The following is a 25,672-nucleotide window of genomic DNA, read 5'->3' on the forward strand; positions in this document are numbered from 1 at the left end:
GAACGAACCCGGAACCCAGGAGGCGCGCATCTGGCGTAGAATGGGACCAGCGGAGCGATTGTAGCCCTGGGTTCCGAGTTCTTCGCTTCGCTCAGCCCCGGAATGACGATTTGAGTGGCGGGCCAACTGAATATCGATCAAGCCTTGCGCCTAGGATGACGAAAGCGGGCGGGTTCAAACCGCCCTCAACCCCGCCGCGTACCGCTTCCAGTTCTGGACATAGTGGTCCGCCGACATCTTCAGCACGGCGACGTGTTCGGGATCGCGTTCGCGCACCACCTTGCCCGGCTGTCCCATCACCAGACTGTTGTCAGGGATGATCTTGCCCTCGGTGATCAGGGCGTTGGCGCCGATGATGCAGTTCCTGCCGATCTTCGCCCCGTTCAGCACCACCGCCCCAATGCCGATCAGGCTGTAGTCCCCGACCTCGCAGCCGTGCAGCATGGCCTGATGCCCGACCGTCACGCCGCGCCCCAGCGTCAGCGGCGAACCGGGGTCGGTGTGCAGCACGGCGCCGTCCTGAACATTGCTGTCCGGCCCCAGGATGATCGGATCATTGTCCCCGCGCAGCACCGCGCCGAACCAGACGCTGGCGTTTTCTTGAAGAATCACGTGACCTATCACCGAAGCATTCGGCGCGATCCAGTATTCCCCCTCGGGCGGAAGCTGAGGACTATTGTCGTCAAGTGCGTAAACAGTCATCCGTTCACCGATCATCTACAAAAAATGGGGGCTTTAAGCCCTCGTAAACCACGTTAGCATCAAACTGTTGATGCGATTCGGGAGCCGCTATTCGCCCCCGGATCCGAAGCCGGATCAAGCCCGGTCCGGTCAGTAGTCGGGGCTTTCGCGTGGCGCGTTGGGATCCTGGTTCGGTTGTTCGGCGGCGGGTTCATCCCGTTTCTGACGGCCCTGCTGTCGATCCGGGCGGTTGCCGTGCGGGCCGCGATCCTCTCCTCCCCAAGACCATCCAAGGCGGAACCCGTGCGGGTCCGCCTTTTTTCATGCCCTGGAGGCGTCCATGACCAAGCGTGCGGCAATGAAGCGTCAGTCCCGTGAAAGCGGAATCCTGGATTCACGCGACTTCATCGAAGAGTCGAAAGTTCGCCGGCTCCATACGCCCAACAACTCGCGATCGGGCTGGTCGCCCAATCCGTCGAACGACGACAGGGATCAGGGCTATCTCAAGACGCTGAAGCCGAAGTCCGAAGGCCAGACCGAACTGATGCAGGCCATCGACGCGCATAATCTGGTCTTGGCGCTGGGTCCGGCAGGCACGGGCAAGACCTATCTGGCGGTGGCCAAGGCGGTCGAGGCGCTGGAGGCGGGCAAGGTCGGACGCATCGTCCTGTCCCGTCCTGCGGTCGAGGCCGGTGAATCCATCGGCTTCCTGCCCGGCGACATGGAGGACAAGCTGGCCCCCTATCTGCGCCCGCTCTACGACGCTCTATCGGACCGTCTGTCGATGAAGCGGGTCAAGGCGTTGATGGCCGAAGGCCTGATCGAGATCGCCCCCATCGGCTATATGCGCGGCCGCACCCTGAACAACGCCTTCATCGTCGTGGATGAGGCCCAAAACTGCACCTACGTTCAGTTGAAGATGCTGCTGACCCGCCTGGGCTGGCACTCGACCATGGTGGTGACCGGCGACCCGCAGCAGTCCGACCTGCTGCCGGGCATTTCGGGGCTGTCGGACATCTCGGCGCGGTTGGAAGCGGTGGACGACATCGCCGTGGTGCGCCTGGCCGAACGCGACATCGTGCGTCACCCCCTGGTCGCCTCGATGATCGGGGTGCTCTGATCCTCAAGCGTCGCCCGATGGCCCATACCGTCGGGCGACAGTCTTGCTACAGACCTGCCGCAGGGCCGTCCGGCTCGTCCGGTTCGCCGTCGGCGTCCTTGTCGACAAAATGGGTCGGCGGGTTGATGGGATGAAACAGCAGGGCCAGCAGCCCGCCGAGGATCAGCAACACCAGTAGCGCGGTTCCCGGGCCGACCATCACGAACCACCCAGCCGCGCGACGATGTCCGGGTCGCGTTCCGAAGCCGCCACCTCTGTGTCAAAGACACGTTCCGCCTGCTCCAGATCGGCGAACCGCCGCTCGTCTGATCCGCGCAGACTGGTCAGGACATAGGCGCCGTCGCCCTCCTGCTGCAGGACCACGCCGCTGCGGGCGTGAAGAACGCGAACCTCGGTCATCAGCTGTCTCCTCTGATGACCCAACGCGCGATCCGGCGATTGGCGCCGCCGTCTCAGATGGCGAAGTCTTCAGGCGGCTCTCGCCCCTCCAGCCAGCCCACGATGCGTTCAGCGGCCTGTTCCGGGGTCATGGAGGTGGTGTCCACCACGATCTCGGGGCTTTCCGGCGCCTCGTACGGACTGTCGATGCCGGTGAAGTTCTTCAGCTCCCCCGCCCGCGCCTTGCGGTACAGGCCCTTCACATCGCGCGCTTCGGCGACATGCAGCGGGGTGTCGACGTGGACCTCGATGAACTCGCCGTCGTTCATCAACGCCCGCGCCAGCGCACGCTCGGCCCGGAACGGCGAGATGAAGCTGACCAGCACGATCAGCCCTGCATCCACCATCAGCCTGGCCACCTCGGCGACGCGGCGGATGTTTTCGACCCGATCCTCCTCGGTGAAGCCCAGGTCGCGGTTCAGCCCATGGCGGACATTGTCGCCGTCCAGCAGATAGGTGTGGCGTCCGTCGGCGTGCAGCCGCTTCTCGACCAGATCGGCGATGGTCGATTTGCCGGCGCCGGACAGGCCGGTCAGCCAGATCACCCTGCCCTTCTGGTTCTTGATCGCGGCGCGCGAGGCCTTGTCGACCGACTGGGCCTGCCAGTGGATGTTGTGGGCGCGGCGCAGGGCGAAATGCAGCATCCCCGCCGCCACCGTGCGGTTTGAAATCCGGTCGATCAGGATGAAACCGCCCAGATCCTTGTTGGCGCCGTAAGGCTCAAACGCGACCGGCGCATCCAGCGACAGATTGCAGACGCCGATCTCGTTCAGTTCCAGCCGCTTGGCGGGCTGCTGCTCCAGCGTATTGACGTTCAGCCTGTGCTTGGGTTCGGTGATGGTCGCGCCGACCAGCCGCGCGCCCAGCTTCAGCAGATAGGGACGGCCCGGCAGCATGGCCTCGTCATCCATCCAGACCAGCGTCGCCTCGAACTGATCAGCGGCCTCGGGCGGGGCGTCGGCCGCGGCCAGGACATCACCGCGCGAAATATCGATCTCGTCGGCCAGGGTCAGGGTGATCGACTGGCCCGCAACCGCGTACGACAGATCACCGTCAGCGGTGACGATGCGGGTGACGCGCGAGGTCTTGCCCGACGGCAGAACGCGCACAGGATCGCCGGGCCGCACGGTTCCCGCCGCGATCTGGCCCGAGAAGCCCCGAAAATCCAGATTGGGCCGATTGACCCACTGCACTGGCAATCGGAACGGATCGGCGGACAGTTCGTCCCCGACCTCCAGCCCCTCCAGCAAGGCCATCAGCGGCGGACCGTCATACCAGGGCGCCCGCGCGGTCGGTTCGGTGATGTTGTCGCCGCGAAGCGCCGACATGGGGATGGCGTGGAAATCGCTCACGCCCAGCCGGGCGGCGAAGTCGCGATACTCGGCCAGGATTTCGTAGAACCGCGCCTGGGACCAGCCGACCAGATCCATCTTGTTCACCGCCAACACAATGTGCCGGATACCCAGAAGGCTGACCAGATAGGAATGGCGTTTCGTCTGGGTCAGCACGCCCCGGCGCGCGTCGATCAGAATGACGGCGGCGTCGGCGGTCGAGGCGCCCGTGACCATGTTTCGGGTGTATTGCTCGTGCCCCGGCGTATCGGCGACGATGAACTTGCGCGTCTCGGTCGAGAAAAAGCGATAGGCCACGTCGATGGTGATGCCCTGCTCCCGCTCCGCCGCCAGACCGTCGACCAGCAGGGCGAAGTCGATGTCGCCGCCCTGGGTGCCGACCCGGCGGCTGTCCGCCTCCAACGCCGCCATCTGATCCTCGAAGATCATCTTGGAATCATAGAGCAGCCGCCCGATCAGGGTGGACTTGCCGTCATCCACGCTGCCGCAGGTGATGAAGCGCAGCAGGCTCTTGTGCTGGTGGACGTCCAGATAGGCGTCGATGTCGCGGGCGATCAGGTCGGACTGGTGCGCCATCAGAAATAGCCCTCGCGCTTCTTCTTCTCCATCGAGGCTGACTGGTCGTGGTCGATCACCCGGCCCTGACGCTCGGACGTTGTGGTCAGCAGCATTTCCTGAATGATCTGCGGCACGGTCGCCGCCGTGCTCTCGACCGCCCCGGTCAGGGGGTAGCAGCCCAGGGTGCGGAACCGGACCGAGCGCATCTGAGGCGTCTCGCCGGGACGCAAGGGGAAACGGTCGTCATCGACCATGATCAGAGCGCCGTCGCGCTCGACCACCGGCCGTTCAGCCGCCAGATACAACGGCACGATCGGGATCTGCTCCAGATGGATGTATTGCCACACATCCAGCTCGGTCCAGTTGGAGATCGGAAAGACGCGGATGCTTTCACCGGGGCGTTTGCGGGTGTTGTACAGCCGCCAAAGCTCGGGCCGCTGGCTCTTGGGGTCCCAGCCCTGCTCGGCGGTGCGGAACGAGAAGATGCGCTCCTTGGCGCGGGACTTCTCCTCATCGCGCCGGGCGCCGCCGAAGGCCGCGTCGAACCCATGCAGCGCCAGCGCCTGTTTCAGTCCTTGCGTCTTCCACAGGTCCGTATGCAGGGCCGAACCGTGGTCGAACGGATTGATACCGCGCGCGACGGCCTCCGGGTTCTGATGCACCAGAAGTTCGACGCCCAGTTCGGCCGCCATGCGGGCGCGCATCTCGTACATGGCGCGGAACTTCCACGTCGTATCGACATGCAGCAGCGGGAACGGCGGACGAGACGGATAGAAGGCCTTCCGGGCCAGATGCAGCATCACCGCCGAATCCTTGCCGATCGAATACAGCATGACCGGACGCTCGGCCTCAGCCGCCACCTCGCGCATGATGTGGATCGCCTCCGCCTCCAGACGCTGGAGATGCGTCAGGCGTTGGCTCGTCACGGCGGGTTCGGGGCGTGTCTTCAGAAGCAGGGATGCAGCCACGGTTTTCACTCTCGTCTGAGAGCGACCTCACACGTCAGAGCGGTGAACGGCGCAAGCGATGGATACTGCATGCGCGGCTTAGATTTCATGTCCGTCGCCCTAGGCGTCGCCCCTCATCCGCTATCGCAGCGCACAATGTCCACATCACAGGGGTTGAAACGACATGTGATTGTGAACGTTTCCAAACGTGACGCGAACAAGGCGGTTTTGTGTTGTGAACGCTCTCAAACCATGCTTATTTCCGATCATGAGAAGGCGGAGACCTTCCATTTTGAGGGAGCGAAAGTGATCGGCAGCCCACGCGGGTGCCGGCGTTGGCTGCAAGCAGCCCTTTTCTCTTGAGCGACTGTTCAGCTCCGTTCGCGGAGGAACTGAAGGATGCGAGACGATGACCGACCGGTTTTCGTCAACGCTCTCGCTCGCCCTCTGACCGACTGGTGTGTGTTATCGCAAAGTCACTGTCGGGGGTCGCCTGAATGTTTAAAAAATCCATGCTCATCAGCACGTTCGCCCTTGTCATGGCGGCAGGCCTGAGCGCCCCCCATGGCGCGTCGGCGGACGCCGCCGCCCCTGAAACCGTCGCCCCGAACGCCCAGGCCGTCGCCGCCCGCGCAACCGCCCTGGTCGGCCAGATGACCCGCGACGAGAAACTGCAGCTGATCCACGGCTATTTCCCGCCCTTCGCCGACCGCACGCCCGGCGCCCCCGTCGCCGACATGATTCCGTCCGCTGGCCACATCCCCGGCATCCCGCGCCTGGGCATCCCCGACCTGCGCGAGTCGGACGCCAGCCTGGGCGTCGCCAACCAGGTCGAACAACGCAAGGGCGACGTCGCCACCGCCCTGCCCTCCAGCCTGACCACCGCCGCCTCATTCGATCCTGAAATCGCCTATGCAGGCGGCGTCATGATCGGCGGCGAGGCGCGCGCCAAGACGTTCAACGTGCTGCTTGCGGGCGGCGTGAACCTGACCCGCGACCCTTGGGCGGGCCGGAATTTCGAATATCTGGGCGAAGACCCGCTGCTGGCCGGCATTCTGGTCGGCGACCACATCCGCGGCGTCCAGTCGAACAACATCGTCGCCACCATCAAGCATTTCGCCTTCAACTCTCAGGAGACGGGGCGGATGATCATGGACGCCCGTCTGGACGAGGCCGCGCTGCGTGAAAGCGACCTTCTGGCCTTCCAGATCGGGATCGAGCGCGGCCATCCCGGCTCGGTCATGTGCGCCTACAACAAGATCAACGGCGACTGGGCCTGCGAGAACGACTTCCTGCTGAACCATGTGCTGAAGGGCGACTGGAAGTACGACGGCTGGGTCATGTCCGACTGGGGCGCCGTCCATTCGACCGAAAAGGCTGCGCTGGCGGGTCTGGATCAGGCGTCCGGTCAGGAACTGGACCGCGCCCTCTATTTCGACGCCCCATTCCGTGAAGCTCTGGACGCGGGCCGCATTCCCGAAGCCCGCCTGGACGACATGGCGCACCGCGTCGTGGTCGGCCTGATCAAGGGCGGCGTGCTGGATGCGCCGGTCGTGAAGACCGAACAGCCCATCGACTACGCCGCCAACGCCGAGGTCGCGCAACGCGCCGCCGAGGCCGGCATCGTCCTGCTGCGTAACGAAGGCGGCCTGCTGCCCCTGGCCAAGACCGCGCAGAAGATCGTGTTGATCGGCGGCCATGCCGATGTCGGCGTCCTGTCGGGCGGCGGCTCGTCTCAGGTGCGTTCGGTCGGCGGTGCGCCGGTCGAAATCCCGCTGACGTCAGGCGCCGCCGCCTCGTTCGCGCGCATCACCTGGCATGCCTCGTCGCCGTTGAACGCCATCCGCGCCCTGTCGCCCAACGCCACCGTCACCTACGTCGACGGCAAGGACGCCGCGGCCGCAGCAGCAGCCGCCCGCAGCGCGGACCTGGCCATCGTCTTCGCGACCCAGTGGACGACTGAGGCCGAGGACGTCGAGAACCTGTCCCTGCCTGACAATCAGGACGCCCTGATCGACGCCGTGACCGGCGCCAACCGCAAGACGGTCGTGGTGCTGGAGACCGGCGGTCCGGTGCTGATGCCCTGGCTGAACAAGACCCCTGCCGTCATCCAGGCCTGGTATCCGGGCCAACGCGGCGGCGAAGCCATCGCCCGCATCCTGTTCGGCGACGTCAATCCGTCCGGCCGCCTGCCGATCACCTTCCCCGCCTCCGCCGACCAACCGCCGCGTCCTGTCGTGCCAGGTCTGGCCGAGCTTCAGGCCGTTGACGCCGCCGCCGCCGCCAACCCCGGCGCCCCGCAGGTCGAAGGATTGAAGCCGTTCACCGTCGAATATCCGGAGGGCGCCGATGTCGGTTACCGCTGGTACGCGCGTCAGGGTCTGAAACCCCTGTTCCCGTTCGGCCATGGCCTCAGCTACACCCGCTTCGCCTATTCCAACCTGACGACGTCGACCACTGACGGCCTGACCGTCAGCGTGGACGTGACCAACACCGGCTCGCGCGCCGGGGCCGAGGTTCCCCAGCTGTATGTCGCGCCTGCGAACGCCGCCAACCCGCGTCGCCTGGCCGCCTTCGCCAAGGTGACGCTGCAGCCGGGCGAGACGCGCCGGGTCACCCTGCACGCCGAGCCGCGCATCCTGGCCAACTACGACACGGCCCTGCCCGGCTGGCGCATCGCCCAGGGCGATTACCGCATCAGCGTGGCGCGTGACGCCGCCGACACGGGGCTGCACGCCGACGTCCAACTTTCCGGGTCGACCATCAGACCTTGAACCCAAAGCCGCATAACAAACCGCGGCGCCACGAGGAGGGATAACCAAAATGAGAATTCACAAGAGGCCCATGCTGGCCGCCTTGCTGGCCAGTTCGGCGCTCGTCGCGCCGGCCTACGCCCAGACCGCTGATCAGGACGCGACCGAGGTCGGCGAAATCGTCGTCACCGGCATCCGGGCGTCCCAGGCCAAGGCCATCGACATCAAGCGCAACGAAACTGCGCTGGTCGACGCCATCTCGGCTGAAGACATCGGCAAGCTGCCCGACGTCACCGTCGCCGACGCCCTTCAGCGCGTCGCAGGCATTCAGATCCAGCGGAATGCTGGTGAAGGCGCGACAGCCAACATCCGCGGTCTGCCGCAGGTGGTCACCCTGCTGAACGGCGAACAGTATCTGGCGGCCGGCAACTTGGGCGGCGCTCAGCCAAGTCTGAACGATGTGCCGTCGCAGTTGATGAGTTCGCTGGTCGTCTTCAAGTCACAGGACGTCCGCAACGCCCTGTCCGGCATCTCCGGCACCATCGATCTGCGCACGCGCCGCCCGATGGACTTCAAACACGGCGCCACCGTCTATACCGCCGCCGAATACCAGACCGGCGACCGCACGGGCGAGAGCGACTACCTGTTCAACGGCCTGCTGAACTGGCGCGGCGACCGTTTCGGCGCGCTTCTCTCCGGCGTTGTCAGCAATTCGAACCTGGGCAACAACTATTCGGGCGTTTCGGGCGCCCTGTTCGGCAACAACGACTGGGGTGGTGACGCCGACAACTGGATCGCGCCGCACGGCTACGATTCCTTCGCGCGCGTCGTCGAACGTGACCGCTACAGCCTGAACGGCTCGTTCCAATACGAAATCGAAGACGGCATCCGCCTGACGGGTGAAGTCTTCTACACCCACCAGAAAGATTACAACCGCGCTGCCGGTCTGAACATTTCGAACCGCTGGAACGGTGTGACCTGGACGACGCCGACAGCCTATGAGACGACGGCCGTCAACGGCAGCAATGGCAAACCGTGGCTGAACGTCAGCGAATACGACCTCGACGTCTGGTGGATGAACTCCTTCACCGTCAATCGCGTGAATGAAACGGAATCCACGAACTTCAACCTGCAACTGGACTACGACAAGGGGGGGCCGTTCACCTTCACCGCCCGCGCCATCAAGGCTAATGCGTCGCTGCTCAGCATGAACGGCCAGGTTCAGGGCGACCTGTCGAACTGGCAGTATGGGCCCGACCGCGCCTTCACCCTGTTCCGTCAGGAAGGGGATCGGACGCGCGGCACCTTCTTCCCGTCCTCCATCGCCTCGCAATACCCCGCCGCTCAGTACTCGAACGGCGTGATCGGATCGCAGGGCGGGCGCTACATCAACCCGAACCCGTATGGTTATGGCGCCGACCCGCTGGTTCATCTCAACATCGGTGGAAGCAAGGCGGTCTGGAGCGGCTTCAACAATCCCCTCCCGGGCGGCCTGGGCGTCAAACCCCTGACCGACTATATGTCGAATCTCGACAGCTATACGGTCGGCGCCTACTCGTCGGAGGGCAACCAGAGGAACGAGTCGGATCTCACGGTCGTTCGCTTCGATGGCGCCTATGAGTTCCAGCAAGGCCCCGCATTCGGCTTCCTCACCCGCGTTGACGCCGGCATTCGCCACAGCGCCCGTGAAGTGAAGATCACCAACTTCCACCTGTTCTCGAACTTCTACGAGGGACAGGGGGCCGGCAATCAGGCTGGATGCGCCGCGCAGTGGAAAGCCATCGACGTCGTGATGGACAACCCGCAGTGCATGTCGGGTGAATATGTCTCGAACCCCAGCTTCGATCCCACCAAGGCGATCGCGACGGCCCCGAGCATCTGCACCGGCGGCGCGGTGGCGAACGCCCCGACCTGCTTCCAGGGCTATACGGTCAACCGCCCGTCGCCGCTGAAGTCCAACAACAACACCTACTTCCTATCTGACTACGGCTCGATCACTTCCGGCCTGCCCGGCGTCTGGGTCGCTGACCCCCGCGACTTCGACGATGTGGTCGCATTCCAGAACCGCGTCTTCGGCAACGCCTTCGAAGTCATCGTTCCGGGCAATTCCTATGACGTCGATCTCTTTGAGGACGCCGCCTATGTGAACGGCAACATCGAGGTGGGCAAACTGCGGGGCGACATCGGTCTGCGCATGGTCCGCACCGAACTGCGTGCGCGCCAGAACCTGACCGGCGATGTTCGCGCCTACGGCGACACCAATTATGACGTCGGCGACACCATCGCGAGCCGCAGCTATACGGACTGGCTGCCTACCGTGAACCTGTCGTACGACATCAACGACAAGCTGCGCCTGCGTGCGGCCTACGCCAAGACCATGATCCCGCTGGATCTGGGCAACTACGGCGGCGGCGTGACCATCGCGACCGCGGACTCCAATGGTCCGACGCCGCAGGATCCGACGGCATCGCCTGTCGGCGTTCGTCGCGTCACCGGCGCAACGCTGGGCGGCACGGTCGAACTCAACCCGTGGCGGTCGACCAACTACGACGTGGCGCTGGAATATTATTACGGCCCGGCGACCATGTTCAACGTCGCCCTGTTCCGCCTGGACATCGAAAGCTTCGTCACCCGGGACACCATCCCCAACAGCGGTTCCTATGCTGACGGCGACGGCGTCGTTCGTCGCCTGGTGCCGGTCAACCGTCCGGTTCAAGGCAGGGGCGGTCAGCTTCAAGGTGTCGAACTGGCTGCAAAGATTGGCTTGTCTGACTTCATCAGCACACCGATCTTGTCTGATTTCGGTTTTGACGGCAGCTTCACCTATTCGGATAGCCAGCAAACCGGGCATGATCTCCGTCAAGTAAAACTGGCATTCCCGGACAACTCCAAATATTCGCTCAATGCTGCAATCTGGTATCAGGGTGAACGCCTCCAGGCTCGTGTAGCTTACAACTACAGAACAGCCCGACTGGCGCAACTATTCGGAAATGCAGAAGATGATAAAGGCGGCGCGATCCCCGTCTATCAAGACGAATCCCATTATGTGGACGCGAATATTACATACAATGTGAATGACATGGTCACGATTTACGCCAACGGATCCAATGTATTCGGCGAGATCGAGAACTATTACATGCAGTTCACGCCTGGCCAGAAACAGTTCCATAGCCGGAACCAGTTCGAGCCGCGTTACTCGATCGGCATTCGCGCACGCTTCTAAGACTCTTTCCTGAGCGACTGGCCGGCGATGACTCTCTGTTGTCGCCGGCCTCTTTTTTCGCGTAACAACCCTATGCAAGATCCCCCCAGAAGGATCACCTTCGGATCAGCCCCTCGCACTTCGCCCACGACGCTCCTTCCGGTGACGTCTGGTCGTTGCGCCCGCGCCGTTCCCAACTGATCCGCGCTCGCGACCCAGGGTCGCTGATTGGCCGGAGCACCCGTTAATTCCCAGCCCTGACCAGGGCCAAAGCCGCGTGAGGTCCGCCATGGATGATCCCCGTCGCCCCATCAAAAAGATCTGCATTGTCGGCGGAGGCTCGGCCGGCTGGATCGCCGCCGCCCTCTTGTCCGAGCATTTCAAGGGCAAAGTGGCTGAGATCGAACTGGTCGAATCCGATGACATCGGCATCGTCGGTGTCGGCGAATCCACCATTCCGCCCTTCCTGCAGATGCTGACCCGTCTGGGCATCAACGAACAGGAATTCCTCCAGGAGGTTCAGGGCAGCTTCAAGCTGGGCATCCTGTTCAAGGACTGGAAGCTGAAGGGCGAGGAATACATCCACCCCTTCGGCTATTTCGGCGTGCCCGTCGAACTGGGCGACCTGTATCAGGTCTGGCTGCGCGCGCGCGCCGAAGGCTATACGCGGGGCCTGCAGGAGTTCGCGGCGGCGTCGGTGATGCTGAACGAAGACCGCTTCACCCTGCCCTTCAAGGCGCCCCGCACGCCGATCGCCAGCGCCTCCTACGCCGTGCACATCGACGCCCGCAAGATGGCGCGCTACCTGCGCCGCTTCTCCGAGGCCCGTGGCGTCACCCGTACCGAGGGCATCGTAGAGAACGTCACACAGCACCCCAATGGCTTCGTCGAATCCGTCATCCTGAAGGACGGTCGCCGGATCGAGGCCGACTTCTTCATCGACTGCACAGGCTTCCGCGCCCTGCTGATCAACAAGACCCTGGGCGTCGGCTATCATGACTGGTCGCAGTGGCTGCTGAGCAACCGCGCCGTCGCTCTGCAGGTCACGAACCCGACCCCGCCCGGCCCCTACACCCTGGCCCACGCCCAGGATGCCGGCTGGTGCTGGCGTATTCCGCTGCAGCAACGCAGCGGCGTCGGATATGTCTTCTGCGACCGCTACTGCAGCGATGACGAGGCCCTGGCCACCCTCCTGAAACAGGCCGATGGCGAGCCGGTCGTCGATCCATGGATCATCCCCTTCAAGACCGGCATGCGCGAGAAGCTGTGGGACAAGAACGTCCTGTCGCTGGGTCTTGCGGGCGGCTTCATCGAGCCGCTGGAGTCCACGGCCCTGCACCTGATCTATCGCGGCATGGATTTCTTCCTGCGCTTCATGCCTGACGCCGACTGCGACCCGGTCCTGATCACGGAATACAATCAGCGCATGACGCAGGATTACGAGGAGATCCGCGACTTCGTCATCATGCACTACGCCATGACCCAGCGTGAAGATAACGCCTACTGGCGCGAGATCCGCAACATGGAGATGCCGGAATCCCTGAGCAGCAAGATTGACCTGTTCAAGGTCAACGGCACCATCCGCGAAGGCGTGGACCTGATGTTCCGCAGCGTCAGCTGGCAGTCCGTTCTGGAAGGCATGGGAGTGAAGCCGCGCGCCTATCATCCATTGACCGACCGGATCGATTTCACCGACATGCCCCGCTATCTGGATCAGGGGGCGGCCGCCATACGCCACGCCGTTCTGGGGCTGCCGACACACGGCGACTTCCTGCGCGACCACTGCACGGCGCCGTCGCCGGAATGGCTGGCGCCCGTGTAGGATGCGATCCGACTTTCGTACGGTGAAGACCGGCTCTATGTAGAGCCGGAAACAAGGAAGCTGTCGTTTGCGCCGAGCGGTTACAATCAAACACGTCGCTGCAGAGGCCGGCGTGTCGCTTCAGACCGTCTCTCGGGTGATGAACAAGGAGCCGAACGTGCGTCCGGTCGTGCAGGAGCGCGTTCTGGCCGCCGTGGCCAAGCTCGGTTACGTGCCCAGCCTGGCGGCGCGGCGCATGGGCGGCTCGCGCTCCTTCCTGCTGATGGCGCTGAACGACAAGGAACGCACCATCGAGGGCTGGCGCTCGGGCGAAGGCACGGACTGGGTCGACCAGATGCTGATGGGCGGCATGTTGAAGTGCGAGACGCACGGCTATCGCATGATCTTTGAACTGGTCGACACCGGGTCCGAACATGTCGAACGTGAAGTGACGGCGGCCATTTCGGCCCTGCACCCTGACGGCGTGATCCTGACGCCGCCGCACTCCGACAACCCCGTCATCACGGGCCTGCTGTCCAAGCTGGGCCTGCCCTTCGCCCGCATCGGCTCTGTGGCCACGGGCGACGGCTTCTCGATCTCGATGGACGACGGCAAGGCGGCCGAGTTCGCCACTCGCCGCCTGCTGGAGTTGGGCCATACCCGCGTCGCCTTCATCACCGGCAGCGACCAGTATGTGCTCAGCGGCGCCCGGCTGGATGGCTATCGCGAGGCGATGAGGTCGTCCATTGGCGGACTTGATGAAGCCCTGATCGGACGCGGCGACTTCAGCTATGAGTCCGCAGTCGACGCTATGGAGACCCTGCTGGCCCTGCCCTCGCCGCCCACCGCCGTCGTCGCCAGCAACGACCGCATGGCTCTGGCCGCCCTGCGCACCGCCGAGAAGCACGGCCTGTCGGTGCCGCAAGACCTGTCTGTGATCAGCTTCGACAATACGCCCCTGGCCAGGTTCGCCGACATGTCGTCTGTAATTCAGCCTATCGCCGAAATGACCTCGACAGCCGCTGACCTGCTGATCCGGTTCAAGAGCGGCGTCCCCGAGCTTCCCGACAGCAGCGTGGTCGCCTTTGACTTTGTCGAACGCGGATCGACCGCTGCGAAAGGTGCGGGCTGAATCAGACCCATGCCGCCGAATCGAGCTTTACCGTCAGGGGTGGACGCCGCCCCTGAGAAGGCATTAACCTTTTAAAATGACGCCGCTTGCCGAAAACAAGCCAGGTCCCGCCAACCTGCTGACCGATCGCGAGCGCGAAGTGATGGCCTATGTCGCCGCCCACTACCGCAGCAAGCAGATCGCCCGGCTCACCGGCAAGGCCCCAAAGACGATCGACGCCCAGGTCGCAAGCGCCTGCAGGAAGCTGGGCGTCGCATCCCGCGACGAGGCCGTGCGGCTGCTGCTTGATGAAGGCGCACTCCAGCCCATGGGGGAAAATCCCCATAGGGAATCAGACGCAATAGGCGCGGACATGATTGTCGGCTTTCCTCCACCTGTTCACGTGGAGGGAACAAATGACGATGACAGACCATGCTCGGCAACCGATCTCGCCGGACGACCTGATGCCCCCGATGACCTACGGCGACTTCCAGAAGGCTCTGGAGCTGGTGGCGTCGGGACGTACGCACCGGAACATGATCCCGTTCCTGGTGTCCGCCCTGCAACAACAGGCGCCCTTTCTGTCCGGACAGATGTTGATGTTCGAGATCCTGTGCTCGGCGTCCTGCCTGTCAGACCTGCCGAAGAGACCGCTCCACAGTTAAGCCCTGCCGGTCGCCCGTTTCTGCGACTGCTGACAGCCGTCGGCATCGCGCTTGGACTGGCGATCATCGTGCCTGCGGCGCTTTACGGCGCAGTCTCCTTGCAGAGACTGGTCCAGTCGATCCAAGCGCAGCCCTGAATCCCGTCGAAATTCAACTTCAGCAAACCGCCGTCGCGCGGTGGAGCTCCCTCATGTCCGATCAACTGCAGGCCGCAGCCCGCGTGGCCGCCATCATCAATGAAGCCGAACGCGCGATGGATGACGCGATGTCGCGCGCCTCGCTTCTCGTCGCCGAACTGCCGCAGCTGCAAATTCAGGCCGGCGTGAACGGCGCCTGGGCCCAACCCGCCGTCGCCTCCGTCTGCTCCGCACTGACCGACATGACCACGGCGCGCGGCTCCCTGATTGAGGCGCACCGAAGCCTGTCGGCGGTGCAGCGCAAACTGGGCATCACCGTCGCGGAAATTCCTGGCAACTCAAAAGAAGTCCCGTCAAAGCCGACGGCAGCCATTGAAAACATCGTGCAACTGCGCGCCTGACGTCTTTACCGCCCCCGCCCCCTTGTCCATGGTGCCCCCAGGAGGGTCGCCATGGACCTGCTTCAGGCACTCGCCACGCTCTATCAAATTCTGGGCTTTGCTGCGGGGTTCATCGTCATCGCCGTCGCGCTGTTGCTGGGCGGACCGTCTCATCGCGCCTGCGCGATCATCGCTCTGGTTGATGCGCTGGGCCTGTACGTCCTGATGTCCGCGTTGGATTTGAATCAGGTCGAGTGGATGGTCCAGCTTCGCTCGATCCTCGTCTTTCTGGCGTACGGCCTAGTTGTCTTCCGCTGGAGCGACCGGTGGCTTGTTCTTCTGATGGGCCTGCAAGGATTCGCTGTTCTCCTGCATCTATCCAACCTGCTCGACGACAGCATTCACACGGCCACCACCAGCCTGCTGCTAAATGCCACAGGGTGGTTGATGCTGATCTTGCTTGCAACAGCCTCTGTCGCCCATGCCTTTCAGCGAAGTGATGAAAAACGACGTTACACATCCAAAGCCCTGCCTTTACCTTAGGCTTTGACAAGGTTAATGAATGCGGCTTCAGACAAGCTGAACCGTTTCCTTTTCGCAACAGCGAAAAACATCACTGCCAAGCTCTTTGAATAACGCTGGCATTAAGCTAGACGGTTCGGGCATAGTGCACACACTAACTTAACCACCTATCGGAGGGGCCACCATGTACAAGTCCGTTCTTATCGCTGCAGCCATGCGCGCATTTGCGCTGGCGGCTGGCACGGCTGTCGTGGCCGTTCCCGCCATGGCCGTCGCACAAGATCAGGTCGCGGCGCTGAGCACCGCAATCCAGGCTGCGGTCGTCCAGGCTCAGGCAGATGCTGCTGCCCAGGGCCTCTCAGCCGAACAAACCCAGGCTGCTGTTGAAGCCGCCATCCAGCAAACCATCGCCGTCAGCGGTGCAAGCCCCGCGACAGCTACGGCTGCTCTGGGCGCTGCCCGCGCCGCACTGGCCGCTTCGGGCGCCCTGTCGCCGGCCGCCGCTGCAGCCGTCGGCTCGGTTCAATCCCAAGTTTCGGCAGCCGCGAACCCGACCGGCGCTGGTGCCGCTTCGGGCGGCGCCGTCGGCGGCGCACCGCTCGGCGCACCGCCCTCGGCCGGCGGCGGCGGCGGCGGCGGCTCGGACTACCGTCCGGCCAAGAACTAATCTGTGTCGGGCCGGATTCGACATCCGGCCCGATCCTTAATTCAAGCTGCATATGAAACGAGCCGATTCGCTTGGCTCGCCCTATAAGATTTAGAGGTTACCATGTCCGTGATGCGGAAAGGGCTGGCGCTTGTCGCGGCCGTGACCACGATTGCCCCCGCCGGCATGGCTTCGGCGCAATCGTCCAACAGCGCACTTCGCGCCGCCTTGGCTCAGTCGGGAGATCTGTTCGCCCGTGACCGTGCAGTCGCTGTGCGTGACCGCGCTCACCCCGAATATGAAGCTCTCGGCCTGCCGGCCGGCGCCTTCACCGTCTTCCCGCGCCTTCAGGCCGACGTCGAGTTCAACGACAACGTCTACGCCACCGAAAACGGCGCTGTGGATGACATTATTTTCCGCGTTAAGCCTGAACTGGCTGTGGAATCCGGCTGGTCCCGCCACTTCCTTCAGGCCTATGTGCGCGGCGATTTCAGCCGCTATTCGGATTACGGCACTGAAGACACCAACAACTGGGGCATCGGCTCCTCGGGTCGGGTCGATATCAATCGCGCCGCCAATATCGCCTTCGGCGCCGACTATGCGGAGCTGACGGAGCCCCGCACCTCGTCCAACACCCCGGTCGCCAGCGCTAAGCCGATCGAATATGATCTGACGCAGGCCTTCATCGCCGCCACGCGCGTCACGGGGCGCCTGAAGCTGTCGGGTCGTGGTGATTTCCGTTCGTTCGACTATCGCAATGGTGAAACCCTGACGGGCGCCGTCATCGACCAGACCAACCGCGACCGTGACGTCTCGAGCCTGTCGGGCCGCGTCGATTACGCTTTCAGCCCCGCGACCGCCTTCTTCGTGCAGGTCACTGGCAATGACAGAAGCTACAAGGTCGCTTCGACCCCGACCGATCCGAACCGCGACTCCTCGGGATATGAAGCTCTGGTCGGCGTCAACTTCGAAGTCGGCGCCGTCGCCCGCGGCGAGCTCGCCGTCGGCTACATCAGCCAAGAGTATGACAGCGCCGCCTTCAGCAACATCGACGGCTTCGGCGCCCGCGCCCAGGTGCAGTGGTTCCCCACGGAACTGACGACCTTAACGGTCACCGGTTCGCGCACCATTGAAGATTCCGGCATCGTCGGCTCGGGCGGCTATCTGTCGAACGGCGTGGGCCTGGCTGTGGATCATGAACTGCTGCGCAACGTGATTCTGAGCGCCAACACCAACTTCAACCGTGATGAGTACAACGGCATTGATCGCGATGACGACCGCTTCAGCATTGCTGCGGGCGGCACCTATCTGCTGAACCGGAACCTGGGCGTCAGCCTGACGGCCAGCCACCTGAAGCAGTCCTCGGACGGCGCGAACGCGGGCGTGAAGTACAACGTGAACCGCGTCATGCTCTCCTTGGTCTCACAGTTCTAAGCGTAAGGCTGTCATTTCCGACAGCATGGTCTCCTCATGAATCAGATTTTCGACGCGCGCTCGGCACAAGCCGGTTCACGGGGCGAGCCTTCGGGTGAATGGGGAGAGGGAGGCGGCTGGTCCGCCTCCCTCGGCCAGGCGATTGATCTTCATCGCCTGATCGCCGTCTTCCGCCGTCGGTTGAAGCTGTTTCTGGCTGTCGCCATTCTGGTGATGGTGGCGACCATCGTCGTCACGGTTCAGGCGACACCGCTCTACACCGCCACCGCCAATCTGATGATCGACACCCGCAAGGCTCAGGTTGTCGATTCGGCAGCGGTGCTTTCCGGCCTGTCGGCTGACTCCAGCGTCGTCGACACCGAAGTCGAAATCCTGAAATCCCGCCAGTTGGCTGAGCGCGTCGTCGATACGCTGAAACTGCAGGATGATCCCGAATTCAACAACGCTCTCGGCAACCCTGGCCCGATCAAGTCGGTAATCGGCGGCATCGGCGTCTTGTTCGGCGCAGCCGCCCCTGACGCGGCCCGCGACCGTCTCGACGCTGTCGCCGCGCAGAAGGAGAAGGAGCAGGTCGTTGATGCGGTGCTGAAGCGCCTGAGCATCCGCCGGGCCGGTCTGACCTATGTGATGAACGTCGGCTTCGCGTCGGAAGACCCGGCCAAGGCTGCGCGGATCGCCAACACCTTCGCCGATCGCTATCTTCTGGAGCAGTTGGAAGCCAAGTTCGACGCCACCCGCCAGGCCAATGTCTGGCTGAACGATCGTCTCGGCGAACTGCGCGTTGAAGTGCAACAGGCCGATGCGGCTGTGGCCCAGTACCGCGCCGCCAACAACCTGTTGAGCTCGCAAGGCGCCACACTGACCGAGCAGGAAATCTCGACCTACAACCAACAGCTCGCCACCGTCCGCGCCCAGCAGGCCGAAGAGGAAGCCCGTCTGCGCACTGCACGCGGTCAGCTGGCCGCCGGTTCGACCGGCGAAGACGTCGGTGAAGCCCTGGGTTCGCAGGTCGTGCAGCAACTGCGCGCCCGCCGCGCCGAGGTTTCGGGCCGGGTCGCCGACCTGTCCAGCCGCTATGGCCCCCGCCACCCCGACATGCTGCGCGCCCAACGCGAGCTGGCCGATATCGACAGCCAGATCCAGGCCGAGATTCAACGCATCATCTCCAACCTGGAAGCCCGCGTTCAGGTGGCCCGTGAACGCACCAGCTCCATGGCGTCCAGCCTGGGCGGCGCCCGCGGCACCCTGGCCGCCAACAACGCGGCCGGCGTCCGTCTGTCGGAACTGGAGCGCAACGCCCAGTCCGTCCAGACTCTGTACCAGAGCTTCCTGGACCGCTTCAAAGAGACCAGCGCCTCGGAAGGCATCGAACAGTCCGACGCCCGCGTCGTGTCGCGCGCCAAGATCCCGACCAAGCCGTCTTCGCCCAACATCCCGCTGAACCTGGCCCTGGGCTTCGTGCTGGCCATCGGCGGCGGTCTGGCAGGCGTGGTCCTGGCTGAAATGCTCGACTCGGGCCTGACCACGGCCGAGGACGTAGAGCGCAAGCTGGGCCTGCCCAACCTCGGCTCGGTGCCGATGATGTCTTCGGTCGCCGATCCGGTGGACCGCGACGAAACCCCGGTCGACTATGTCCTCAAGAAGCCGCTGTCCGGTTTCGCGGAGTCGGTCCGCGCCCTGCGCGCCTCGATCCTGTACTCGCGCGTCGGCAAACAGACCAAGGTCATCACCCTGACCTCCGCCCTGCCCGCTGAAGGCAAGACCACGACCTCGGTCTGTCTGGCGCGCGTCGCCGCTCAGTCGGGCGCCCGCGTGGTTCTGGTCGACTGCGACCTGCGTCGCCGCAACGTCAACCGACTGCTGGGCGTCGAGCCTGAAAAGGGCCTGATCGAGGTTCTGAACCGCAGCGCCACCCTGGACCAGGCCCTGTTGCTGGACGAACCGTCAGGCGCCTATGTCCTGCCGCTGGCCAAGAACAGCTTCACGCCCAAGGACGTGTTCGGCTCCGAGGCCATGACCCAGCTGATCGCTACCCTGCGTGAAAGCTTCGACCTGGTCATCCTGGACACCGCGCCGGTTCTGGCCGTCGCCGACACCCGCGTTCTGGCCTCGCGTTCGGATGCGACCGTGGTTCTGGCCCGCTGGCGCAAGACGCCTGAAAAGGCCATCGCCAACGCCCTGAAGCTGCTGGAGCAATCCGGCGCCCACGTCTCGGGTCTGGCCCTGACGCAGGTCGATATGAACGCCCAGGCCCGCTACGGCTACGGCGACTCCGGCTACTATTATTCTGAATATAAGAAGTACTACGCCTCCTGAGGCGGACTGAATGTCTGAGACCTCACATCGTCGTCGTCGCCGTTCTACGGCGTTTGCCGGGCCGTCCTCAAAGGGCGGCCCGGAGCGCGTTGATTGGCGCAGTCGCATCATGCTGGGCGTCGTCCCAGCCCTACTGTTCGCCGCCCACCTGACCTTTGGCGCCAACCATGTCGCCGCGGCCCAGTGGCTGAGCGTGGTGCTGGGCCTGTTGCTGGTTGCGGCCCTGGCCGCGCCGCCTGCGCGCATCGGGCTTTTTGACCTGAAGCCGGTCTGGCCGCTGGCCGTTCTGTTCCTGATCACACTGGGCGTGGCGGCATGGAGCCTGACGCCATTCACGCCCGGCGGCCCTCATCCGATCTGGACCTGGGCGGACATGGCCGGATCGTCGACCGTGAACCGGTCGGCGACCATTCTCGAAATGACCAAGCTGGTGGGCCTGGGCTGCGTCTTCGTCCTGGGTTGTCTGCAAGGCGCCCGGTCGGACCGGGCGCGCGCAACGGTCGATGTCCTGCTGGCGCTCGGCGCCGTTTATGCGGCCATAGCCTTGCTGAGCTTCCTGTCCGGGGGGCAGATCATGGCGGGCGGGCGTCTGTCAGGCGGCTTCCTCAGCGCCAACAGCGGCGCCTCGGTCTTCGGCATTCTGACCGTCATCGGTCTGGCCAACCTGCTGCGGCGCTGGCGTCAGGCCAAGGGCGCGGACGTCATGAAACAACTGGGCGAAGTGGCTGTGCCGCTGGCCTTTGTCCTGCTGTTCGTCACCTGCCTGGTGCTGACGGCTTCGCGCATGGGCGTGGCGGCGACCGTCGTCGCGGCGGGCGTGCTGCTGCTGTGGGACATGATCGAGAACAAGGGCCGCCGTCTGCCGGTGCTGATCAGCGGCGCCGTGCTGCTGGTCGTCGGCGCCGTTCTGCTGCTTGGCGGCAATGATCTGTTGTGGTCGCGTTTCGATGCTCTGGATCGCGACACTCTGGTGCGGACCAGCATCTTCACCGCCCACTGGCAGGCCTTCCTGGATTCGCCGCTGTTCGGATACGGCCTGGGCACGTTCAACGACGTGAACAGCCAGATCATGACGGCGGAGAACTACAAGGATCTCTGGCTGATCCGCGCGACCCACAACCTCTATATCCAGTGGCTGGAAGAGGCAGGCATTGTCGGGGCCACGCCGATGGTCCTGCTGATCGGGGTGATCATCGCCGTAGGCGTCTGGCGCACGGGCAAGGTCCGCAAGGGCCAGACGACGGCGCGCGGTCTGGTCGCCGCCAGCCTGGTGGTGCTGATCCACGGCACGACGGACTACGCCTTACAGACGCCGTCCATCGCGGCCTTCTGGGCCTTCCTGCTGGGGCTTCAGTTCGCGTTCGGACAAAGCCGCGCCTGACAAAGGTCGCGGCGAACGCCTTCTCCCGCTGGGCAAGTCGATCCGACGTCCCCATATGGGCGCTGAAGACGATTGCCGAAAAGGAACGCTCCATGCTGTTCACCAAGACCGCCGAACTGCCGACGCCGGAAACCGCCCTGCCCGGCCGCGCCACGCCGCTGCATACGGACGAGGTGCATTTCGTCACGGGCCGCCCGCTGAAGGGCCCACACCCCGAGGGGTTCCAGACCGCCATCTTCGGCATGGGCTGTTTCTGGGGCGTCGAGCGCATCTTCTGGAACCTGCCCGGCGTCTGGGTCACCTCGGTCGGCTATTCCGGCGGCATCACGCCCAACCCGACCTATGAGGAAACCTGCACAGGACGCACGGGCCATACCGAGGTGGTTCAGGTCGTGTTTGATCCGAAGGCGACCTCCTATGCCGAACTGCTGAAGGCCTTCTGGGAGAACCACGACCCGACCCAGGGCATGCGCCAGGGCAATGACATCGGCACCACCTATCGCTCGGCCATCTACACCCTGAACGACGAACAGCAGCGTGAGGCCGAGGCGTCGCGCGACGCCTATCAGGCGGCCCTGACCAAGGCGGGGCGCGGCGTCATCACGACCGAGATCGAACCGGCCGGCGTCTATTATTTCGCCGAGGATTATCATCAGGGCTATCTGGCCAAGAACCCCAATGGCTATTGCGGCATTGGCGGCACCGGCGTCGTCTGCCCCATCGGCGTCGGCGTTCAGGCCTAACCGCGTCCGACAAAACGCCCCAGGTCGCCGGGTTTCGCCCGGCGACCTGCCGGGGTAGGGATGGGTCAAAACACCAAGGGAGCCGTCCATGTCCGCCTTCGTCCATCCTGACGAAATCCGCAGCCGTTTCTCGGCCGCCCTGTCGGCCATGTACCGCGCCGAGGTGCCCCAATACGGCGATCTGCTGACCCTGGTGGCGGACATCAACGCCCAGACGCTGAAAACCGACACCGCCAACGCCGACCGGCTGGCGGCGTCAGGCGAACTGGCGCGCCTGTCGCAGGAGCGGCACGGCGCCATCCGCGTCGGCACGGCGGACGAACTGGCCACCATCGCCCGCACCTTTGCAGTCATGGGGATGGAGCCTGTCAGCTATTACAACCTCGCGCCCGCTGGCGTGCCGGTTCACTCCACCGCCTTCCGGCCTGTCGATCCGGCCGCCCTGGCGCGCAATCCGTTCCGGGTCTTCACGTCCCTGCTGCGGCTGGAGCTGATCGAGGACGAAGCGCTGCGTGAAGAGGCGGCGGCGACCCTGGCGCGGCGCGACATCTTCACCCCCGGCGCGCGCGAACTGATCGACACGGCGGAACGGACGGGCGGCCTGGACGAGGCGCAGACAGATAAGTTCGTCGCCGAACTGCTGGAGACCTTCCGCTGGCACGCCCAGGCCACCGTCAGCGCGGAAACCTATGAGCGTCTGGTCGCCGCGCACCGCCTGATCGCCGACGTGGTCAGCTTCAAGGGCCCGCACATCAACCACCTGACGCCGCGCACGCTGGACATCGACGCCGCGCAGGCCGCCATGCCTGCGCGCGGCATCACGCCCAAGGAGACCATCGAAGGTCCGCCAGCCCGCGAATGCCCCATCCTGCTGCGCCAGACCAGTTTCAAGGCGCTGCAGGAGCCGATCACCTTCCCGTCCGACGCCGGCGCCGTGGCAGGCGCGCACACCGCCCGCTTCGGCGAAATCGAACAGCGCGGCTGCGCCCTGACCCCGACAGGCCGCGCCCTGTATGACGAAGCTTTGGTCAATAAGGACTTCTCCGCCCTGCCCGACGACTGGACCGCCATGCGTCGCGAAGGCCTGGGCTGGTTCCGCTATCGCGCGACGCCGCAAGGCTTGGCTGCGCGGGCCGAGACCGATGATCTGGAAGCCCTGATCGACCTGGGCCACGTCATCGCCGAACCCATCACCTATGAGGACTTCCTGCCCGTCAGCGCAGCGGGCATCTTCCAGTCCAATCTGGGAACTGAGGCGCGGGCGTCCGCCTATGCGGTCGATCCGGCCAAGGCCGATTTCGAAAAGGCGCTGGGTCGGCCGGTCCAAGACGAGATGGCGCTGTATCAGGCCGCGCAGGACGCCTCGATCGCCGCCACCCTGACCGCCCTCGGTCTTGCGCAACCTGAAGCCGTTTGAGCGGCAAGCCACAACCCAGACCGGCTCAAGCGAGACCATTCGCCCGCTTGCTTGACCGTACGGAGCGGATCATAGACGCGCCCGTGACCTCGTCTTCTGCCACGTCTGCGCGTCGCTATGATCTGGACTGGATCCGCGTAAGCGCCTTCGCCCTGCTGATCCTGTATCACGTCGGCCTGGTATACGGCGTCTATGGCTGGCACGTGCACAGCGCCCACACCTTCGAGTGGATGCGCGAGGCGATCCTGATCACCAACCCATGGCGGCTGACGCTGCTGTTTCTGGTGTCCGGCGCGGCCCTGCGGTTCATGACCCTGCGCCGAACGCCGCGTGAGGTGACCCGCGCCCGGTTCGCCCGTCTGGTCCCGCCCTTGCTGTTCGGCACGGTGGCGCTGGTGCCGCTGCAGTCGTGGATCGAGGCGCGCGACAAGGCGAACTGGCCCGGCGGCATGGACGGCTATCTGGACTGGATGGCGCGTGAGTTCAGTTGGCGCGGCCTGATGGACGGCGTTCCGGTCAACCATCTGTGGTTCATCGTCTATATCGCCGCCTACAGCGCGGTGACGATCCTGCTGTGGCGCCAGCCCGGCCTGATCCAGCGCATCGGCGACTGGCTGGAGCAGCATCTGCGGGGCTGGCGCGTGCTGGTTCTGCCGATCCTCTATCTGATCTTCATCCGCATCGCCCTGTTCCCCTATTTCGGCCTGACCAACACCCTGACGGTGGACTGGTACAATCACGCCCTGTCGCTGGTCGCCTTCGTCTTCGGCTTCGCCATCGTGGGCCGCGAGAGCATCTGGCGCGACATGGAGCGGCTGCGCTGGGTCAGCGTGACCCTGGCCGCCGTCGCCCTGCCGATCATGATGGCCCAGGTCTGGCATCCGGGCGGGCGGGCCTTCTGGGGCGTGCCCAAGGCCATCGTCTATGGCATCGACCAGTGGGCGGTGATCACCGCGATCCTGGGCTTTGGCAGCCTGTATCTGCGCGACAGGTCCAGCCCGGTGCTGAAGTATCTGACAGAGGCCACCTTCCCCCTGTATCTGGCGCACCAGACGGTTCTGGTGATCGCGGTCTGGATCATCCGCCCGGCCAATCTGTCGGCGCCGGTGGAGCTTTTGTCGCTGGTGCTGATCACCTTCCTGGGCAGTCTGGCCATCTATGAGGTGGTCAAGCGCATCCCCTTCATCCGGCCGCTGTGGGGGCTGAAGCCGCTGGACGACAAGCCCTGGCCCATCGACCTGCGGCCAGAGGCCAGGACGCCCTATCGTCGTCGTCGGCATCTGCTGGGCGTCGGGGTGGCAGCCCCCGTGATCGCCCTGCTGGTCGTCGCGGTCGCCATCGCCGCCTATCCCGACTTCAACAACGCCACCCAGTATCTGAGCGAGCTGGGCGGGGCCACGGCGCGCAAGCCGATGATCTTCAACGCCGGCCTGTTCGCAGCCGGGCTCATGGCGGCCCTGGCGGGGATCGGTTTCGGCCTGACCATCTATGCCCTGACGCGCGCACGCATCCCGGCCGCTGTCATCGCCATCGTCTTCATTCTGGCGGGCGCAGGCCTGTCGCTGTCGACCCTCTATCCATGGCCGGACCCGCGCCACATGGTCATCAACCTGGGTCTGGGCATCCAGTTGGCGCCCCTGCTGCTTCTGTGGGGCCTGGCCGCGCGAAACGACCTGACGCGGTTGAAGATCTTCCTGGCCGTGACCTTCGTTCTGATGGCCATCCTGACCGTCATGACCAAGCATCTGGTCTTCCCCGGCACGGTCAATGACGCCAATGTCGGGTGGTGGGAGCGAATCTACGCCATCGTCCTGGTATGCTGGGTCGGGGTCGCCGCCTGGGTTCTGGAGCGAAAATTGCGACAACTCGCCATCGAAGCGCCGCTTGACGGCCTTCACGAGGCCGTGATCGCAAATCCGCGGTAGGAATCCACGCTTTTTTTCGCTCAGATCAACATCGCGTGATTGAAAATCGCGCGAATGTGATCGACTATAGGCGAAGTCGCTGCAGTGCAGCATTCCGCGTCGCCCCGCCTTCCGGACGACGAATGGTCATCAGGGGGCATCTT

General features: G+C 64.3%; 20 protein-coding genes. 15 read left to right on the forward strand and 5 right to left on the reverse strand.

The window, feature by feature from the left end:
• Nucleotides 1-174: 174 nt before the first annotated feature.
• Nucleotides 175-702 (reverse strand): gamma carbonic anhydrase family protein, encoded by a 528-nt coding sequence (locus KWG56_RS09960; protein WP_219354638.1) that lies wholly within the window; start codon nt 700-702, stop codon nt 175-177.
• Between the two features lie 319 nt (nt 703-1,021).
• Here KWG56_RS09960 and KWG56_RS09965 point away from each other — a divergent pair, with 319 nt between their 5' ends.
• Nucleotides 1,022-1,801, forward strand: coding sequence for a PhoH family protein (locus KWG56_RS09965; protein WP_219354639.1), 780 nt, complete (start codon nt 1,022-1,024; stop codon nt 1,799-1,801).
• 46 nt (nt 1,802-1,847) lie between these two features.
• On the opposite strand, the gene KWG56_RS09970 is transcribed toward KWG56_RS09965, so the two are convergent.
• Genes KWG56_RS09970 through cysD form a run of 4 tightly spaced genes read right to left on the reverse strand, consistent with a single transcriptional unit; the run spans nt 1,848 to nt 5,117 of the window.
• Complete coding sequence (locus tag KWG56_RS09970) at nt 1,848-2,000, reverse strand: hypothetical protein (RefSeq protein ID WP_219354640.1); 153 nt, start codon at nt 1,998-2,000, stop codon at nt 1,848-1,850.
• Nucleotides 2,000-2,200, reverse strand: coding sequence for a hypothetical protein (locus KWG56_RS09975; protein ID WP_219354641.1), 201 nt, complete (start codon nt 2,198-2,200; stop codon nt 2,000-2,002). Before KWG56_RS09975 ends, KWG56_RS09970 begins: the two co-directional genes overlap by 1 nt.
• A 53-nt stretch (nt 2,201-2,253) precedes the next feature.
• The gene (gene cysN, locus KWG56_RS09980; RefSeq protein ID WP_219354642.1) at nt 2,254-4,167 is read right to left on the reverse strand and encodes a sulfate adenylyltransferase subunit CysN; all 1,914 of its coding nucleotides are present in this window, start codon (nt 4,165-4,167) and stop codon (nt 2,254-2,256) included.
• On the reverse strand, nt 4,167-5,117 hold the full coding sequence (gene cysD, locus KWG56_RS09985; RefSeq protein ID WP_244999457.1) for a sulfate adenylyltransferase subunit CysD: 951 nt from the start codon (nt 5,115-5,117) through the stop codon (nt 4,167-4,169). Before cysD ends, cysN begins: the two co-directional genes overlap by 1 nt.
• Nucleotides 5,118-5,608: 491 nt before the next feature.
• Between cysD and KWG56_RS09990 the strand changes: the two genes are divergently transcribed.
• The 14 genes from KWG56_RS09990 (at nt 5,609) to KWG56_RS10055 (ending at nt 25,529) form a co-directional block, all read left to right on the forward strand.
• Complete coding sequence (locus KWG56_RS09990) at nt 5,609-7,870, forward strand: beta-glucosidase family protein (protein WP_244999458.1); 2,262 nt, start codon at nt 5,609-5,611, stop codon at nt 7,868-7,870.
• 49 nt (nt 7,871-7,919) lie between these two features.
• Nucleotides 7,920-11,072 (forward strand): TonB-dependent receptor, encoded by a 3,153-nt coding sequence (locus KWG56_RS09995; RefSeq protein WP_244999459.1) that lies wholly within the window; start codon nt 7,920-7,922, stop codon nt 11,070-11,072.
• Between the two features lie 268 nt (nt 11,073-11,340).
• Nucleotides 11,341-12,873: a tryptophan halogenase family protein gene (locus KWG56_RS10000; protein WP_219354645.1), complete on the forward strand. Its 1,533-nt coding sequence runs from the start codon at nt 11,341-11,343 to the stop codon at nt 12,871-12,873.
• A gap of 67 nt (nt 12,874-12,940) precedes the next feature.
• Nucleotides 12,941-13,984: a LacI family DNA-binding transcriptional regulator gene (locus tag KWG56_RS10005; protein WP_280638375.1), complete on the forward strand. Its 1,044-nt coding sequence runs from the start codon at nt 12,941-12,943 to the stop codon at nt 13,982-13,984.
• A gap of 76 nt (nt 13,985-14,060) precedes the next feature.
• On the forward strand, nt 14,061-14,765 hold the full coding sequence (locus KWG56_RS10010; protein ID WP_219354646.1) for a helix-turn-helix domain-containing protein: 705 nt from the start codon (nt 14,061-14,063) through the stop codon (nt 14,763-14,765).
• Between the two features lie 83 nt (nt 14,766-14,848).
• Nucleotides 14,849-15,166: a hypothetical protein gene (locus tag KWG56_RS10015; RefSeq protein ID WP_219373660.1), complete on the forward strand. Its 318-nt coding sequence runs from the start codon at nt 14,849-14,851 to the stop codon at nt 15,164-15,166.
• Between the two features lie 51 nt (nt 15,167-15,217).
• Nucleotides 15,218-15,688 carry a hypothetical protein gene (locus tag KWG56_RS10020; protein WP_219354648.1) on the forward strand — a complete coding sequence of 157 codons (471 nt, stop codon included), beginning with the start codon at nt 15,218-15,220 and terminating at the stop codon, nt 15,686-15,688.
• Between the two features lie 163 nt (nt 15,689-15,851).
• Nucleotides 15,852-16,334 carry a hypothetical protein gene (locus KWG56_RS10025; RefSeq protein ID WP_219354649.1) on the forward strand — a complete coding sequence of 161 codons (483 nt, stop codon included), beginning with the start codon at nt 15,852-15,854 and terminating at the stop codon, nt 16,332-16,334.
• A gap of 102 nt (nt 16,335-16,436) precedes the next feature.
• Nucleotides 16,437-17,747 (forward strand): outer membrane beta-barrel protein, encoded by a 1,311-nt coding sequence (locus KWG56_RS10030; RefSeq protein WP_219354650.1) that lies wholly within the window; start codon nt 16,437-16,439, stop codon nt 17,745-17,747.
• A gap of 36 nt (nt 17,748-17,783) precedes the next feature.
• Nucleotides 17,784-20,063: a GumC family protein gene (locus tag KWG56_RS10035; RefSeq protein ID WP_219354651.1), complete on the forward strand. Its 2,280-nt coding sequence runs from the start codon at nt 17,784-17,786 to the stop codon at nt 20,061-20,063.
• Between the two features lie 10 nt (nt 20,064-20,073).
• On the forward strand, nt 20,074-21,444 hold the full coding sequence (locus tag KWG56_RS10040; RefSeq protein ID WP_219354652.1) for an O-antigen ligase family protein: 1,371 nt from the start codon (nt 20,074-20,076) through the stop codon (nt 21,442-21,444).
• Between the two features lie 92 nt (nt 21,445-21,536).
• A complete protein-coding gene (gene msrA / locus KWG56_RS10045; RefSeq protein ID WP_219354653.1) occupies nt 21,537-22,187 on the forward strand; it encodes a peptide-methionine (S)-S-oxide reductase MsrA in 651 nt (216 codons plus the stop codon).
• A gap of 88 nt (nt 22,188-22,275) precedes the next feature.
• Nucleotides 22,276-23,604 carry a 2-oxoadipate dioxygenase/decarboxylase HglS gene (hglS, locus tag KWG56_RS10050; RefSeq protein ID WP_219354654.1) on the forward strand — a complete coding sequence of 443 codons (1,329 nt, stop codon included), beginning with the start codon at nt 22,276-22,278 and terminating at the stop codon, nt 23,602-23,604.
• A gap of 83 nt (nt 23,605-23,687) precedes the next feature.
• Nucleotides 23,688-25,529 (forward strand): acyltransferase family protein, encoded by a 1,842-nt coding sequence (locus KWG56_RS10055; protein ID WP_244999461.1) that lies wholly within the window; start codon nt 23,688-23,690, stop codon nt 25,527-25,529.
• Nucleotides 25,530-25,672: the final 143 nt, after the last annotated feature.

This window comes from Brevundimonas nasdae (assembly GCF_019395145.1).
GTDB lineage: Bacteria > Pseudomonadota > Alphaproteobacteria > Caulobacterales > Caulobacteraceae > Brevundimonas > Brevundimonas nasdae.